This is a genomic window from uncultured Veillonella sp., from assembly GCF_934230905.1.
Classification (GTDB): Bacteria; Bacillota; Negativicutes; order Veillonellales; family Veillonellaceae; genus Veillonella.
On record NZ_CAKQFJ010000015.1, the window covers coordinates 1 to 17,181 of the forward strand.

At 40.0% G+C, this 17,181-nt stretch carries 10 protein-coding genes; 1 reads left to right on the forward strand and 9 read right to left on the reverse strand.

All coding sequences use genetic code 11. The annotated features are described in order from the left end of the window. Positions 1-609: 609 nt before the first annotated feature. The 3 genes from rlmD to Q0E20_RS05460 form a co-directional block, all read right to left on the reverse strand. Complete coding sequence (rlmD, locus tag Q0E20_RS05450; RefSeq protein ID WP_295997417.1) at positions 610-2,061, reverse strand: 23S rRNA (uracil(1939)-C(5))-methyltransferase RlmD; 1,452 nt, start codon at positions 2,059-2,061, stop codon at positions 610-612. Continuing rightward, positions 2,061-2,729 (reverse strand): TerC family protein, encoded by a 669-nt coding sequence (locus Q0E20_RS05455; RefSeq protein WP_295997420.1) that lies wholly within the window; start codon positions 2,727-2,729, stop codon positions 2,061-2,063. Before Q0E20_RS05455 ends, rlmD begins: the two co-directional genes overlap by 1 nt. 161 nt (positions 2,730-2,890) lie before the next feature. Next, positions 2,891-3,550, reverse strand: coding sequence for a TerC family protein (locus tag Q0E20_RS05460; RefSeq protein WP_287510291.1), 660 nt, complete (start codon positions 3,548-3,550; stop codon positions 2,891-2,893). A 193-nt stretch (positions 3,551-3,743) separates the two neighbouring features. Between Q0E20_RS05460 and Q0E20_RS05465 the strand changes: the two genes are divergently transcribed. Then, on the forward strand, positions 3,744-5,099 hold the full coding sequence (locus tag Q0E20_RS05465) for an MATE family efflux transporter (protein WP_295997428.1): 1,356 nt from the start codon (positions 3,744-3,746) through the stop codon (positions 5,097-5,099). 76 nt (positions 5,100-5,175) lie between these two features. Here the strand turns inward: Q0E20_RS05465 and uvrC are convergent, their stop codons facing one another. From uvrC to smc, 6 genes are all read right to left on the reverse strand, one after another. Then, complete coding sequence (uvrC, locus tag Q0E20_RS05470; RefSeq protein WP_295997431.1) at positions 5,176-7,014, reverse strand: excinuclease ABC subunit UvrC; 1,839 nt, start codon at positions 7,012-7,014, stop codon at positions 5,176-5,178. 82 nt (positions 7,015-7,096) lie between these two features. Further along, positions 7,097-9,949, reverse strand: coding sequence for an excinuclease ABC subunit UvrA (gene uvrA / locus Q0E20_RS05475; RefSeq protein WP_295997432.1), 2,853 nt, complete (start codon positions 9,947-9,949; stop codon positions 7,097-7,099). A gap of 158 nt (positions 9,950-10,107) precedes the next feature. After that, the gene (gene uvrB / locus Q0E20_RS05480) at positions 10,108-12,282 is read right to left on the reverse strand and encodes an excinuclease ABC subunit UvrB (protein WP_295997435.1); all 2,175 of its coding nucleotides are present in this window, start codon (positions 12,280-12,282) and stop codon (positions 10,108-10,110) included. Beyond that, positions 12,282-12,578 (reverse strand): hypothetical protein, encoded by a 297-nt coding sequence (locus tag Q0E20_RS05485; protein ID WP_295204580.1) that lies wholly within the window; start codon positions 12,576-12,578, stop codon positions 12,282-12,284. The genes uvrB and Q0E20_RS05485 overlap by 1 nt, the downstream gene beginning before the upstream one ends. 76 nt (positions 12,579-12,654) lie before the next feature. After that, the gene (ftsY, locus tag Q0E20_RS05490) at positions 12,655-13,590 is read right to left on the reverse strand and encodes a signal recognition particle-docking protein FtsY (RefSeq protein WP_295229801.1); all 936 of its coding nucleotides are present in this window, start codon (positions 13,588-13,590) and stop codon (positions 12,655-12,657) included. Beyond that, complete coding sequence (gene smc, locus Q0E20_RS05495) at positions 13,590-17,144, reverse strand: chromosome segregation protein SMC (RefSeq protein WP_295997437.1); 3,555 nt, start codon at positions 17,142-17,144, stop codon at positions 13,590-13,592. Before smc ends, ftsY begins: the two co-directional genes overlap by 1 nt. Positions 17,145-17,181: the final 37 nt, after the last annotated feature.

A 17,181-nucleotide genomic window follows, 5' to 3' on the forward strand; every position in this document is an offset into this window, starting at 1 on the left:
TTGTGTGCGCAAGGCTCTGTGTCTTTGTTGCCATATAAAATCACCTTTCTTTTGCATATAATGCGGCTTGAACACCTTCATTATACATAAGTAAGGTGATTTTTTTGTATAACTTTCGTTTCCGCACCCGCATAGCGGGTGGTTTTATGATTCGCGACTACGTCGCGAACCAGTCTAAAGACAACAATAAAATAACAGCCTGCATTTTGCAGGCTGCTAACCAGCTTCTTTAAAATCTGGATGTTACACGGCAAGTATCTAGGGCATTTTCAGGAAGTAGTTTTCTAATATTTTCAATATTCTCTATATCACACGAGCATAGATTACGACATATTTGATAGGTTCATTTGTATAAGCAGGTATCTCTCTTACCTTGACCAGCATAATCGTTTACCGCTAAAATAGTCTACTATGTTTTGCACTTATATTTATATGTTAAGTAGGTTATTTTCCCACTTAAATATCGTCTAAAAAGTATCTCAACAGTTTTATCTACACAACCTTCAAAAAGCTTCAGACTTTATACGGTTTTCGGACCATTTTCCCATCTCAAATTTTGGCCGCATCAAATCTTCGAAAGACCTATGTTTACTAAGATTTGGCACACTTTTAATTCTGTACTTTAGTCAACAAACTTACGCACTCAACGTGAGCGGTCATAGGGAACATGTCTACAGGTTGTACTTCTTTTAGTTCATAGCCGTAGTGTGTGAGGATTTCAATGTCTCGTGCCATAGTTGCTGGGTTACAGGATACGTAAACAATACGTTTTGGTTCCATCCCAGCTGCAGAGGTTAGTACTTCTTCTTTACAGCCTGCTCGAATTGGATCGAATACGATGACGTCTGGTCGTACGCCAGCTTTATAGAGTTTTGGCATTTCTACGGCCGCATCAGCGACGATAAATTCTGTATTATCATAACCATTGCGTTTCGCATTTTCACGAGCATTAATAATGGCTGGTTCTACGATTTCTATACCTATTACATGTTTTGCCTTATGAGCTAAAAACAATGAAATGGTCCCCGTACCACAGTACGCATCGATAACGGTTTCATCACCTTTTAAGTCCGCATAAGTTAATGCTTGATCGTAAAGTACTGTAGTTTGTTCTGGATTAACCTGGAAAAAGGAATGCGGAGATAAGGTAAACTGTAAATCCTTTATGTGATCTGTAATCGTCCCATCCCCATAGAGGATATTATTTTTAGGTCCTAAGATGACATTGGTACGTTTACTATTCACATTATGAACGATGGTTTCCACTTGTGGTATACGATTTGTTATGTTCTTAACCCATTCTTCGTGCTGTGATAGATAATCAGTAGCAGTTACGAGAATAACCATCCATCCAGATTGTCCAATACGACCGATTACATGGCGTAATACACCTTTGCCTGTATGTTCATCGTATGGCTCAACATCAAGTTCTTTAGCGATGTCATAACACACTTGAGCAATTGTATTATTTCCGTCATCTTGGATAGGGCAATTCGTTCCTTGTACGATATCGTGAGAACCCATCGCATAGAATCCCATCTTAATGTCGCCTCTAGTACCACCGACAGGCATTTGCATCTTGTTACGATATGCCCAAGGTTCCTTAGGTCCTAATGCTGGTTTTACAAGGTTGGGATTTTGGTGACCGATGCGCTCTATAACGTCTTTCACCTTTTGTGTTTTTAGTGAAAGTTGCCCATCGTAGGTAATATGTTGCAATTGGCAACCACCGCATACACCATAGAGTTCGCAAGTTGGTTCGATACGGTTATCAGCAGGTGTAACAATGTCAATCAATTTACCTGTCGCATATGTCTTTTTCACCATGTTGATGGATACTTTCACAGTTTCCCCAGGCAATGCAAAGGGAACAAAGACGGTAAAATCATCGACTCGACCTACACCTTCCCCACTACTGCCAATGCCATGAATGATTACCAAAACCTCATCACCAAGCTTAACAGGTGCATTTAGAATGGCTTGTTGTTTCTTTGAAAGTTTACCACCTGTATGTTGTTGTTTAGATTTTTTATTACGAGATGTACGACCTGTACCGTTCATTACGCGTCTCTTTTCTTCCAAATTTTAATGATACCAGTCACGATGAGTACAAAGAATACTGCACCAAATTTAACGAGTAATTCTTCACCTTGAATGTATGGCAAAAGAAGTGGATCTTCTACGATCATTTCACCGGCAACCCATCCAAGTAGTGCACCACCAGCCCAAAGAATAGCTGGGAATTTGTGGATAATACGAGCAAATAATGTAGAGCAAAATACGATGATAGGTACCGTAATCAACATACCTACGATAACAAGCTCTAAATGACCTTTAGCCGCGCCCACAACACCGATAACATTATCGATACTCATCATGGCGTCGGCAACAATAATCGTCCAAATGGCGCCCATTAAGGAATTTTTAGCTTCAATATGAGCCTCTTCATCATCGCCTTTTAAAAGCTGAATGGCAATCCATATGAGCACAAGTCCACCACCTAAATGAACGAGAGGAATCAAGGTTAATGCTTCTACCAAAACGGTAGCAAAGACAAGGCGCATTAAGATGGCACCTACCGTGCCCCATATAACGGCTTTCTTTTGGAGTTCTGGCGCCAATTTACCGGCTGCCATACCAATAACTACAGCATTATCTCCGGCTAATAAAATATCTATCAATATAATTTTGCCAATCGTAACCCACGTTGCCGCTTCTAAAAATTCCATTATACGTACCTCAACTATCATTAATTCTATAACTATCCCTTAACTATACCATATTTCATGTATTTTCTCATCTAAAACAAGAGCTTTACTATCCTTTCTAATCTACTGCAAAAAAATATCTCTCCTCCTATAAAGAAGAGAAGAGATATTCTAAATTCTAATTATTTTTTTAGTTGTTTTGCTACTAACGATGCGCCTACTACAAGGATGACTGCAGCTATCTTAATATATAATGCATAGGGTTCAACTGTATGAGCAATCAATGTATCTTCTACACTCATGCCAGCACCAACCCATCCTAGGATACCGCCACCAACATAGAGAATAATTGGAAAACGCTCGATAACTTTCACAAACAATGTACTACCATACACGATGATAGGCACCGTAATGAGCATACCAATAGCAACCATTGTCATGTGTCCACCTGCAGCGCCCACTACGCCGATAACATTATCGATACCCATGATGCCGTCGGCAATGACGATTGTCATGATAGCAGCACGCAAACTATCCTTGGCCTCGATATTATGCTCACTGTCGTCGTCAGCAACAAGCTTATACCCAATCCATAACAAAAGGATACCGCCTACCAAACGAAGCGCTGGAATCGTGTTTAACGCCTCAACGAAGAGGAACGCCATAACTAGGCGAAGAATAATAGCACCGGCTGTGCCCCAGAAGATCGCTTTCTTTTGTAAATGAGCTGGTAAATTTCGTGCAGCCATACCAATTACGATAGCATTATCACCAGCCAATAGAATATCGATAACAATGATTTGTAACATTGCCAACAAACCTTGAACAGATAAAATGTCCAATTCATACCTCCTATAACGAAAATATTTAATATACTTATTATACTAAAGAGGATGCACCATGTACAATACTGTAATGTATCCATCTATTCCTAATGCGAATACCCTTATATGCAACTATATTCTATAGTTTTCTATACACCTAGCCATAATAGATAGACTATGTTAAAATATATCATCAATTTAGGAGGTCATTATGTATCAAACATATTCTATACTACAAAAATTATGGTTGTTCATTAAACTATTTACTCCTATGTGCATCACCCAGTTTTCGCTTGTAGGGGGCACATTTATTGCTATCTTCTTAACGGGACAATATAGTACAATTGATCTCGCCGGGGTTGCTACAGGGTACAATCTATGGTTATTATTCTATATCTTTGCACAAGGGACGCTTATGGGCATCACCCCGATTATTGCACAGTTATTAGGAGCCAAGAAAACAAATAGCATATCTACCATCGTCTACCAAGGGTTGTATATTGCAACGGCCCTAGCACTTATCATATTACTACTCGGTGTTTTCGGATTAGTACCATTACTAAATTTCCTTAACTTAGAACCTGCTGCTACAGCAGTTTGTATCAATTATTTGAAAGCTTTCGCACTTGGCCTATTCCCTCTATTATGGGTTAATACATTGCGTAACACCGTTGATTCTCACGGTTTAACACACTATTCTATGGCCATTGTGGTAACAAGCTTTGTAGTGAATGTATTCTTAAATTACTCCTTGATTTTTGGTCACTTCGGATTGCCTGAAATCGGCGGTGTAGGTGCTGGTTTTGGCATTGCCGGAGCCTGTTGGACAAACTTTATTTTATTTAGTGCGATGGTGCTCTTCCATCCTAAATTAAAAGGATATCGTATCTATAAAGATTGGGTGGGCCCAAAATGGCAATACATACGTGAGCAATTGCAAATCGGCTTGCCAATCGGTTCCTCCATCTTTTTCGAAGCCAGCATTTTCAGTATTGCCGGTCTATTGATGGTACACTTTGGTTCCGCTGTTGTAGCGGCTCACCAATCGGTCATTTCCTTTACCAACGTGTTCTATTGCTTACCACTTAGTATTGCCATGGCATCTACCATTGCCGTAGGCTATGAAGTTGGTGCAGATCGACATAAGGAAGCTATTCAGTACTCCTATATTTCCCGTGTTCTAGCCATTGTCATTGCGGTTTTAATTTGTGCTTTCACATTTACTCATATGGAAAGCATATCCGCATTATTTACAAATGATGAAGAGGTATATAATCTTATTTATAGATTCCTTGGATATGGCGTTTTCTTTTCTGCCGTCGATGCCATCGGTACACCGTTACAAGGTATTCTACGTGGCTACAAGGATGTAAAGATTGTGTTCTACATTTCGCTCATTTCCTATTGGGGTGTTTGCTTCCCTATCGCGTACATTCTCGCCAATAATCCCGACTACGGTCCATTTGGTGTATGGATAGGCCTATTATCTAGCGTAATTGTAGCAGGCATACTATTCACCATTCGAACATGGTATATTCAACACAAACAAGTACCTATTAAAGCATAACGTACAAAAGCAGCACTGCGAGTCATACTCAGCAGTGCTGCTTTTCTAGTATAAGGTGCAACTAATTATATTCGTATTACATTTTATTTCCTTGTAATACATCTTGTTTTTCGACCTTGGACATGCGAAAAAAATTATATAAGGTTTCCGCCGTCTTATAGTTCATAGAATCCACCTTAGCCAATTCATCTATACTGGCTTGTTTCATAGCTTCTAAGCTATTGAAATGAGCCCATAAAGCCTTACGTCGTTTAGGACCAATGCCATCAATGTGATCGAGCACGGATTCTAAATTACGTTTGCCCCGTAATTTACGATGATAAGTAATAGCAAATCGATGGGCTTCATCACGAATTTGTTGCAATAATTGCAACTCTGGTGAATGATGACTCAAAATAATACTTTCAGATTGTCCCTCTACAAAGACCTCTTCTATCCGTTTTGCCAAGGATATAACAGGCACATCTGTAACACCTACAGCGCGTATAAGCGGTATGGATGCATTGAGCTGCCCCTTACCACCATCGATAATGATGAGATCTGGCATAGGCCAATCCGTTTCATTACCATAACGGCGTTCCATAATTTCTGCCATCGATTTAAAGTCATCGGGCTTGCCCTGTGTGGTCTTTAATTTAAACCGACGGTATTCCTTCTTAGCCGGCTTACCACCTTCAAAGACAACCATAGAGGCGACTGTTTCAGAGCCTTGTGTATGGGAGATATCGAAACACTCCATACGCTCTGGTAATCTTGGCAAGTCTAGGACCTCCGCCAATTTCTTGACGGCACCGCCACTCTTATCGATTTGGTATTGCCATTGGCGACGACGTTCTTCAAGAAATGTTTCAGCATTTTCATGAGCCATTTTAATCATGTCCATCTTATAGCCCCGCTGAGGCACGAGAACGTCTACCTGTTGGCCCTTCATTTCACTAAACCAATCCTTAAATAGATGTTGCTCCGAGCTTTCCATAGGCAATAATAACTCTTTAGGAATAAAGGTAGTATCCCCATAATACTGCTTAATGAAATCAGTCATAATGGTTTCTTCCGAGTCACCTTCATTTTGCACAAAGTAATTTTCTCGGCCTAATAGACGGCCACCTCGAATAAAGAGTAATTGTACACATGCCAATTGACCATCTACAGCTATCCCCAGTACATCTAGATCACCACGTTGCGTTACCATCCGCTGTTTTTCTTGAATTTTCTCAATGCTCGTCAATTGATCTCGATAGCGTGCTGCATCTTCAAATCGAAGCTCTTCCGCAGCTTCTTCCATCTTTTCCTTAATTTCTTTAAGCAATGGGATTGGTTTTCCCTCAAAGAGTTCTATAATTTCATCGATATATTTACGATAATCCGGTACTGATATCTTATGAAAGCATGGCGCTTCACAATAGTGCATATGATACTGCAAACAAGGGCGTTCTACCTTCATAGATTTACAGGTACGCAATGGAAAATACTGACGAATCAACTTGAGGACTATATGAACGGCTGTCACATCGGTAAAGGGCCCAAAATATTTAGCCCCATCACGCTCAAGGCGACGTGTCATATATACGCGAGGATAGTCTTCTTGAACAGAGATTTTAACATAAGGATACGTCTTATCGTCCTTAAGGGAAATATTGTATTTCGGCTTATGTTCTTTGATAAGTGTATTTTCTAATATAAGGGCTTCCATTTCCGTCTTTGTTTGAATAATCTCTACATCAACGGCACGCTTCATCATCGCCGTTACCTTAGGCGCTCGATTCGCATCATTACGCACATAGGACCGCACGCGATTGCGTAAGTTAATTGCTTTCCCCACATAGATGATGCGGTTATATTGATCACGCCATAAGTAGACCCCCGGTGTGGTCGGTAAATGGCTAACCTTTTCTAATAACTCTTCAGACGCCATATAGCCTCCTTTCTTTATTGATTCTCCATACTATTAGATTAATATTTCATCGTCGAAACCATGCAAGGCAATGCGATACAAATTATTTCTTTTTCTTTGCAGCATTCATGAATTTCTTAGTCTGTTCTAATACAGGACCTAAGAATTTTCCAGTATAGCTTTCTTTCACCTTTGCAATCTGTTCCGGTGTACCGGTAGCCACGATGGTACCACCTCGATTACCACCTTCAGGACCGAGATCTATAATATGATCCGCCACTTTGATAACATCGAGATTATGTTCAATAACGATAACTGTGTCGCCACCATCTACAAGTTTCTGTAGTACATCTAACAGTTTACGAATATCTTCAGCATGAAGTCCAGTTGTGGGCTCATCAAGAATATATAATGTTTTACCTGTACTACGACGCGCTAGTTCTGTAGCCAATTTAACACGTTGTGCTTCACCACCAGATAATGTAGTAGCCGCTTGGCCTAAACGAATATAGCCAAGACCTACCTCTTGCAACGTTACCATTTTTTTATAAATTTTAGGAATAGCACTAAAGAATTCTACCGCATCATCTACGGTCATATCTAGAACATCTGCAATAGATTTGCCCTTGTATTTAACCTCCAATGTTTCGCGATTATAGCGTTCCCCTTTGCAGACTTCACAAGGTACGTACACATCCGGTAAAAAATGCATCTCAATTTTGATGATACCATCACCACGACAAGCTTCACATCGGCCGCCTTTTACATTAAAGCTAAAGCGACCTTGTTTATATCCGCGCATCTTAGCCTCTGGTGTTTGGCTATATAGTTCACGAATCGCATCAAAAACACCGGTATACGTAGCAGGATTAGAACGTGGTGTTCGACCTATCGGACTTTGATCAATATTAATAATTTTATCTACATACTCTAGGCCCCGAATTTCTTTATGAGCTCCCACCTTATGATACGAACGATACAATTGATTTGCCAATCCTTTATAAAGGATTTCATTTATCAAGGTAGACTTACCGGAACCGCTGACACCTGTAACTACGGTAAACAAGCCTATTGGAAATTTTACATTAATATTTTGTAAGTTATTTTCTTTAGCACCACGTATTTCAATACAGTTCTTACCAGGTTTACGGCGCTCTTCAGGAAGAGCTATAAACTTGCGTCCACTCAAATATTGCCCTGTAATGGACTCTTTCACCTGCATAACCTCACCGACTGTGCCAGCTGCAATAATTTGACCACCATGTTCACCCGCACCAGGACCGATATCTACAAGGTAATCTGCAGCGCGCATCGTATCTTCATCATGTTCTACGACAAGTAAAGTATTACCTAAATCACGTAACCCTTTTAGAGTATCAATGAGTCGATCATTATCCCGTTGATGTAAACCGATAGATGGTTCATCAAGAATGTATAATACACCCACAAGGCCAGAGCCTATTTGCGTTGCTAACCGAATACGCTGTGCTTCACCACCAGATAATGTGCCTGCACTTCGGTTCATTGTTAGATAGTCTAAGCCTACATTATTAAGAAATCCAAGACGAGCATTAATTTCTTTTAAAATTTGAGCTCCAATTACTTCTTCCCGTTCGGTTAACTGTAAACTGCTAAAAAAATCTAACGCTTCTTTAATCGTTAATTGGGTTACTTCATTAATATTCTTATCCCCTACAGTAATCGCTAATACCTCAGGTTTTAAACGAGCCCCATGACATGTAGTACATGGTTTGATGGACATAAATTTTTCAAATTCTTCACGCATAGAATCGGTAGATGCTTCACTATGGCGACGTTTCACCATCGGCAAAATGCCTTCATACTCGGTAAAAAATTCCTTTTCTTCACCACGCATATTTTCATAGGTGAAAGCCACCTTATCTGTTGTACCATACATGACCTTCTTCTGTAATGCTTTTGGCAATTCATCATAGGTAGAATCTAAGGAGTATCCATTGGCTTTCAATAGACCTTCTAACTGACGCATAAACCACGCGTTAGGATTAGAACTCAACGCTTGCACGCAACCATCGGCAAAACTAATAGAGCCATCAGGAATCACTCTCTCCTCATCAACCTCCATAGTAGAGCCAATACCTAAACATGAAGGGCATGCACCAAATGGACTGTTAAAAGAAAACATTCGTGGCTCAATTTTAGGCAATGAAATATGACAATCAGGGCAAGCAAAGTTTTGACTATACATATGCTCTGGGCCATCTACTTCTTGAACAATAACAATGCCTTCTGCCCATTTGGAAGCAGTTTCCATGGAATCAGCTAACCGGGATTCAATACCTTCTTTGACTACAAGGCGGTCAACTACGATATCAATGGAATGCTTTTTATTTTTCTCTAATACAATATCTTCATCCAATGTACATACAACGCCATCTACGCGAGCACGAACAAAACCTTCCTTGCGAAGTTGTTCAAAGACGGATTTATGTTCCCCTTTTTTCCCTTGAATCATAGGCGCTAATACTAAAATCTTAGTACCTTCTGGGAAACTCATTACGTCATCTGTCATTTGTTGTATGGTTTGCTGTGTAATAGGCTTACCACAGTCTGGACAATGAGCATGACCTACGCGAGCAAATAATAGACGCAAGTAATCGTAAATCTCCGTTACAGTACCAACTGTAGAACGAGGGTTACGGCTTGTGGTCTTTTGATCGATAGAAATAGCTGGAGATAAACCTTCAATATAATCTACATCAGGCTTATCCATTTGTCCCAAGAATTGACGTGCATAAGCAGATAAAGACTCTACATAGCGACGTTGCCCTTCTGCGTAAATCGTATCGAATGCAAGAGACGATTTACCGGATCCACTTAAACCAGTTAAGACAATAAACTTGTCTCGCGGTAGTGAAATATCTATATTTTTAAGGTTATGCTGACGCGCACCCTTTACAATCAATTGATCTTTCATCTATGTACCTATATAAAAAATGATACCCTCTAGGCACCATATCTTTTCAAAACTAAATATTGTAACCGTAAATAGTACTATTATCCAACAGTCCCACACTAATACTCAATAAGAGCTTCTCAAAACGACTCTGTATAATCTATGTGTTTTCTTACAATCTATTTACTCTTTGGACTAGTCCGCTTTCTACCTTTAGATGATGCAGTTTTTTTTAATTTGCTTTCACCTGCGCTATGCATATCGGACCATTGTTGACGTAATACGCCCAATTGATCACGCAGCTTCGCCGCCTTTTCAAATTCAAGTTGCTTTGCAGAGGCCTTCATTTGACGATCAAGCTCTTCAATCTTATTAAACAACTCTTCTGGAGTTATATCTGCCACCTTAGGTGTAGATACATCTTGAGTATATGGTTCGTGTCCATGGTCCATGCCAGATGAAGAGGATTTCTTTTTTCCCTTCTTTGGTGAAAGCCCCTTGCCATCGGTCACCATATCTTCTTCGATTTTGGTGAGCTCAATAAGCTCTTTCACATCTTTAGATACAGATTTTGGCGTAATATGGTGTTCAATATTATACGTTTCTTGCACAGCACGGCGACGATCTGTTTCATCAATGGCACGTTGCATAGATCCTGTCACACGATCTGCGTACATGATAACATGACCATTCACGTTTCGTGCGGCACGACCAATTGTTTGTATCATGGCTGTATCGGAACGTAAAAAACCTTCCTTATCTGCATCTAATATTGCTACGAGAGAAACCTCTGGCATATCGAGGCCTTCACGAAGCAAGTTTATCCCCACCAGTACATCGAATACACCAGCTCGCAAATCGCGAATGATTTCAGCACGCTCGATGGTGACAATATCCGAATGAAGGTAACGAACACGGACGCCCATTTTTTTCAAGAATTCTGTTAAGTCCTCCGCCATTTTCTTTGTTAAGGTCGTAACGAGGACACGCTCATTCTTAGCAGCACGCTTATGTATTTCACCAAGCAGGTCATCCATTTGTCCCTTAATAGGGCGAATTTCAATAGATGGATCCAATAGACCTGTAGGACGAATAATTTGCTCTGCAATATTCGTTTCTACTTCCATTTCATAAGGACCAGGTGTTGCCGAAACATACACGATTTGATTGATACGTTCCACGAATTCATCAAATTGAAGCGGTCTATTATCAAGTGCAGAAGGCAGCCGGAACCCATATTCAATAAGGGATTCCTTACGAGCACGGTCACCATTGTACATGGCACGTACTTGGGGTATCGTTACATGAGACTCGTCCACCATAATAAGAAAATCATCTGGGAAATAGTCTATTAATGTATACGGAGCCTCTCCCGCCTTACGTTCAGACATATGGCGTGAGTAGTTTTCGATACCTGAGCAGTAGCCCATTTCTTGCATCATTTCTATATCGTAACGAGTGCGCTGTTCAAGTCGTTGCGCCTCAAGTAAACGGTCAGCAGCTTTTAACTTAGCTAACTGTTCATCTAATTCGGCTTCAATTCGTTCTACCGCAACTTTCATCTTTTCTTTCGTTGTGACATAGTGAGATGCCGGATATACTGCAACGTGCTTACGCTCGGCAATGACTTCGCCCGTCAAAGCATCCACCTCTACAAGCCGATCAATTTCATCACCGAAGAGTTCTACCCGAATAGCTCTTTCACTATAGGCAGCAGGGAAAATTTCTATGGTATCACCTTGCACACGGAATGTACCGCGGATAAAGTTCATATCATTTCTCGTATACTGAATATCTACAAGTTTAGATAGAATTTCATCACGAGATTTCGTCTGACCTAAGCGCAACGATAATACGAGTTCAGAGTAATCCTCAGGGTCACCTAAGCCGTAAATACAGCTAACAGAGGCAACGATGATAACATCGCGACGCTCAAAGAGACTCATAGTAGCACTATGGCGTAACTTATCAATTTCATCATTAATGGAAGCATCCTTTTCGATGTACGTATCACTAGAAGGGATATACGCCTCGGGTTGATAGAAATCATAGTAAGATACAAAGTATTCGACTGCATTATTAGGGAAAAAACTTTTAAACTCACTACATAATTGTGCAGCCAATGTCTTATTGTGAGCAATAATCAACGTCGGTTTTTGAACCGCTTCGATAACCTTAGCCATTGTAAAAGTCTTACCTGTACCAGTAGCACCAAGCAAGACTTGAGCCCATTCACCACGTTCAACCCCCTCTGTTAAGGATTGAATTGCATTTGGTTGGTCCCCTGTAGGTGTAAAGGGCGCCTCCACTTTAAATGGTTGACCCCCTTCATAATTATATGTATTATGTTTCATTACTGTTCATCCTGATGTTTGCGGATAGCCTTAAGTTCTTCCTCTGAAAGACGGCGGCCTGCATTTTCTGCTTGGTTCAATGTATCCTCACCTTCTAATACTTCGATAAGCATAGCAATAGAAAAGCGATCTAATGTGGGCGTTGTCTTTTGAATTTCATCAGCCATCATCCAATCTAATTCAGTATAGTTATTAATACGTTCAGTAATTTCTTCCCAATTTGAAAGTAGTAATCTTGTAATAGGACGATATAACTCAATGCCAAAATACTCGATTAAACTAACAATCTTTTCCATATTTTCTAGGCTAACATTACATTCATTTTTTTTATTTTCAGATTCTACATACTCAAGTAAGAATTCCCGGTTATATTTATTTGTCACCTTGAATCATTCCTTTATTAAATAGTGCATTAGCAAATTCTTTCGCATTAAATGGACGCAAGTCATCCATACCTTCACCAACGCCAATCCAGCGTACAGGTACGCCTAGTTCTTCTTTAATAGAAATAACTACGCCACCTTTTGCTGTACCATCAAGTTTAGTTACAACAATACCATTTACTGGTACTGCTTGACCAAATAGTTTAGCTTGACTTACTGCGTTTTGACCTGTAGTACCATCTAGAACAAGCAATGTTTGATGTGGAGCGCCTTCAACATGATTATTTGCTACACGGCCCATCTTTTTAAGTTCTTCCATAAGATTCACCTTTGTATGAAGGCGACCAGCCGTATCAACAATCACCATATCTGCATTACGAGCCTTTGCTGCTTCCATTGCATCGTATACAACAGCTGCAGGGTCGGCCCCTTCTTTATGTTTAACAATAGGCACACCTACACGATCAGCCCAGATAGATAATTGGTCAGCCGCCGCCGCACGGAATGTATCTCCAGCAGCGATGATAACCTTTTTACCTTCTTTAGTATAGTAGTTTGCCAATTTAGCAATAGTTGTAGTCTTACCCACACCATTAACACCAACAACCAGAATAACCTCTGGGTGGTGAAGTGTGATTTCATCCTCTTGGTCAACTAACATTTCTGTGATGCGGTCTTCCATGAATGGCATTACATCACCAGTATTGTTAATAATACCTTCCGTAACACCACGGCGGATTTCCTTCATCAAATACTCTGTAGTCTTAGGACCTAAATCGCTAGTGAGCATGACCGCTTCTAAATCATCAAGAAAATCATCATCGATTTCTGCATAACCAATGATCACTGTTTCTACATTTTTTACAAAGGACTTACGAGTTTTTTCTAAGCCCTCTTTAATTTTATTAAAGAATCCAAATGCCATTATGCTAGATCCTCCTTCACATCTTCAAATGAAACCGTTAACAATCGAGATACACCGCGTTCCACCATGGTAACCCCTTGTAATACTTCGGCAGCTTCCATCGTTTTCTTACGATGTGATACGACGATAAACTGTGTTTCCTTATTTACCCGATTCAAATAAGAACTAAATCGCTCTACATTTGCTTCATCCAAAGCAGCATCAACTTCGTCAAGCACACAGAATGGAGCCGGACGATAGTCGAGGAACGAGAACAATAAGGCAATAACTGTGAGTGCTCGTTCTCCACCAGATAGTAACGTCAATTGCTGACGCTTTTTCCCTGGTGGTTGGATGTAAAAATCAATACCACCAGTCAAGATATTTTCTGGGTCGGTAAGTACGATTTGAGCCGTACCACCACCAAATAATTGACTGAATACATGTTGGAACTGCTTACCAACCACCTCTAATACATCGTAGAGTTGCGTGCTCATGGCCTTATCCATTTCAGCGATAACCGCCTGTAGTTGTTCTTTTGCCGTATCGAGATCTGTTAATTGATTTGATAAGAACTCATACCGATTTTTTGTCTCTTCATATTCTTCAATAGCGTTAGGATTAACAGAACCAAGTTCAGCAATGTCCGCCATTAAACGAGCTTGTTCCATTTTCCAATCATTCACAGAACCGGCAATATTAATATGTTGTGCATCCTCTAATGAATAACCTAATGTATTCAAATCCTCTACAGCACGATCACAATCCATGCGATAACGCGTCAATTTACCTTCTGCTTCCACTAGACGATTTTGAACCACCTTGTATCTCTGATTGAGTCGATCTTGTTCAGCTAAAATTGATTCAATCTCTTCTCGTGCACCAGCAGTCGATTGATACGCTTCATCGCGTAAAGCGCGAAGTTTTTCCACCTCTCCACGAATCACTGCAAGCGACTCGTTAGCAACTCGAATTTGTTCAGGAATCACACCATTCAAACGCTCTTCACTAGAATGTAATAACTCCATGAGAGGATGTAAGCGAGATGCTATAGTTTCCAAATTTTGCTTTCGTTGCTCTTGTTGTACCTTACGTTCTTCTATGGTGCTTTCTAATCGTTCACAAAGCAATCTAGATGCAGTAAATGCTTCATATGCCTCTTGCTGCGCCTTTTGCAACACATTTAATCGTTCCATAATCGCCGATTGATCACCTTGTTGTTCAGGTGAATTATGTAACGCTGCCAATTCGGATTCAGATTGTGAAAGCACATGTTTCGTTTGCCCCATGTCTACATCAATTTGAATGATACGTTCCTGTTCATCATGAAGCACACGCTTTTTACGTTCTAATTGGTTTTCAATATTCTGAATCTTCGTTTGACTTGCGGAGAACAAAAGATTGGTATGTTGATAATGTTCATCCAATGCACTTCTCTCTTGTTGCGCCCGTTCAATACGATTTTCTTCATCCTTAATCTGTTGTTCAAGATTGGCTGTACGCTCTTCCACAGAGGCTAATTCGGCTTCTAAACGAGCCGCCTCTTCACGACGACTTAACAAAGAACTCCGTTTTTTCTTCGTTGCACCACCAGTTAAAGAACCACCTGGTTGGAATTGTTCACCTGTCAATGTAACGATACGCAACTGCTGATTATATTTCTTTTGTAACGCAATAGCCCGTTCCATTGTTTCTACAATTAATGTACGGCCCAACAAATATTGAAAGATATGATTGTAAGCAGCATCAAATTCAATACAATTGACAGCTGTACCAATGACACCATCTTCCGACAATGCAGGCGTATCATAAGGACGACCTTTTACAGAATCCATAGGTAAGAAAGTAACACGTCCTCCTTGAATTGATTTAAGGAATTGAACGCCTTCTGATGCGGCTTTAGCTGTCGTTGTCACAACATGGTTAACACTACCACCTAATGCGATTTCAATAGCAACAGTAAAGCGATTATCTACAGTAAATAAATCACCTACCGCCCCTTTAATTGCTTCACGCCAAGGACCCTTACCATTAAGGATATTTTTAGTACCTTCTAAATAACCTTCATGCTGCTCTGCCCATTGTGTCAATAACTCTAATCGACCCTGAGCCTTCTGTGCATCACTACTCATACGGTTCAAGGATTTCCGTGCTTCTCGCAATTGCTCTAATGCAGAGCGCTCTTCATCAACTAAGGACTTCCGTTTATTAGATAACTCATTAAATTGAGCCTCTAATGATTCATATTCAGATTTTGCTACTGCTAAATTAGATTGAACCTCTTTAATTTCCACTTCTAAAGTTTGAACTTGATTAGTAGCTTCTGACTTACGCCCCTCTAAATTTCTTAATGTGGCCTTAGCCGTTTCAATGTTTGCCACTAAATCTAATTGGCGTTGTTGATACGCTTGTCTATCGTTCTCTAAGGACTTCCATGATGATTGTTCTGCATCTAATTGAATAACCGCTTGATTGTAATTATCTTCTAAGGTTATAAATTGAGTACGTTCAGATTCTAATTGTGCTATTTCATCCTCAATAAGACGTTCTAAAATGAGCAACTGTTGCTCTTCGCCCTTTTTAGATGCCTCTGCTTCACTAATACGAAATGAAGTATCCTCTACTTCACGCTTAGTTGTACGCAGCTGTTCTTCTAGAAGTGTTACAGTACCATTGATACGTTCTTCTTCCCTCTGTTTTTCGCTAAACTGTGCTTCCCAAGATTTTAATTGTTCTTGATCCTTAGTATTTTCAGCCTGTAATGTATGACGACGAGCATCCAATGTAGATAATTGAGTTTGTAACTCAATATCCTCATCCTTCAACGCAATATTATCATTCTCGGCACGAGTTAATAAACGATCAGCCGTCTTATAATTATGAAAGCCAATAACACCATCATATTCGCGTTTACTACGACTTAGTGCCATATATTTTTTTGTTGTTTCCGCTTTTTCTGCAAGAGGTTCTAATTGTTCCTCAATGGTTGCCATAATATCACGAATACGTTCCATATTACGATCTGTACTAGCAATACGTCGCAATGCATCTTCTTTATTAATTTTAAAGCGAGAAATACCGGCCACATCTTCAAAAATAAGTCGACGTTCTTCAGGTTTACTATTAAGAATTGCATCAATACGATTTTGCCCAATAATAGCCATTGAGTCTTTGCCAAGGCCTGTGTCAGCAAGCAATAAATGAATATCCTTTAATCGGCATGTCCGTTTATTGATAAGAAACTCACTTTCACCGGTCCGATAAATACGACGTGTAATGGCTACTTCTTGCATATCCACATCAAGTTGACCATCTGCATTATCAAATACGAGAGTAACCTCAGCAGCACTCATCGGTTTTCGCTTTTCTGTACCAGAGAAAATGATATCCTCCGCACGTTGTCCACGTAAATTACGCACATTGGATTCCCCTAAAACCCATTTCATAGCATCCGTAATATTACTTTTACCACTCCCGTTAGGACCAATAACGGCAGTCATCCCTGGGGAGAATTTTACAACTGTTTTATCAGCAAAGGATTTAAATCCTTTCAATTCTAACCGCAGTAATTGCATGACTGCCTCCTTTCTTAGTATAACCCCATTAAATCAT

Excerpts from the sequence above, each read along its gene's own strand:
- Q0E20_RS05485 (WP_295204580.1), bottom strand. The coding sequence starts at position 12,578 with ATGGAAAAGATTGTTAGTTTAATCGAGTATTTTGGCATTGAGTTATAT.
- rlmD (WP_295997417.1), bottom strand. The coding sequence starts at position 2,061 with ATGAACGGTACAGGTCGTACATCTCGTAATAAAAAATCTAAACAACAA.
- Q0E20_RS05455 (WP_295997420.1), bottom strand. The coding sequence starts at position 2,729 with ATGGAATTTTTAGAAGCGGCAACGTGGGTTACGATTGGCAAAATTATA.
- uvrC (WP_295997431.1), bottom strand. The coding sequence starts at position 7,014 with ATGGCGTCTGAAGAGTTATTAGAAAAGGTTAGCCATTTACCGACCACA.
- uvrB (WP_295997435.1), bottom strand. The coding sequence starts at position 12,282 with ATGAAACATAATACATATAATTATGAAGGGGGTCAACCATTTAAAGTG.
- ftsY (WP_295229801.1), bottom strand. The coding sequence starts at position 13,590 with ATGGCATTTGGATTCTTTAATAAAATTAAAGAGGGCTTAGAAAAAACT.
- uvrA (WP_295997432.1), bottom strand. The coding sequence starts at position 9,949 with ATGAAAGATCAATTGATTGTAAAGGGTGCGCGTCAGCATAACCTTAAA.
- Q0E20_RS05465 (WP_295997428.1), top strand. The coding sequence starts at position 3,744 with ATGTATCAAACATATTCTATACTACAAAAATTATGGTTGTTCATTAAA.
- smc (WP_295997437.1), bottom strand. The coding sequence starts at position 17,144 with ATGCAATTACTGCGGTTAGAATTGAAAGGATTTAAATCCTTTGCTGAT.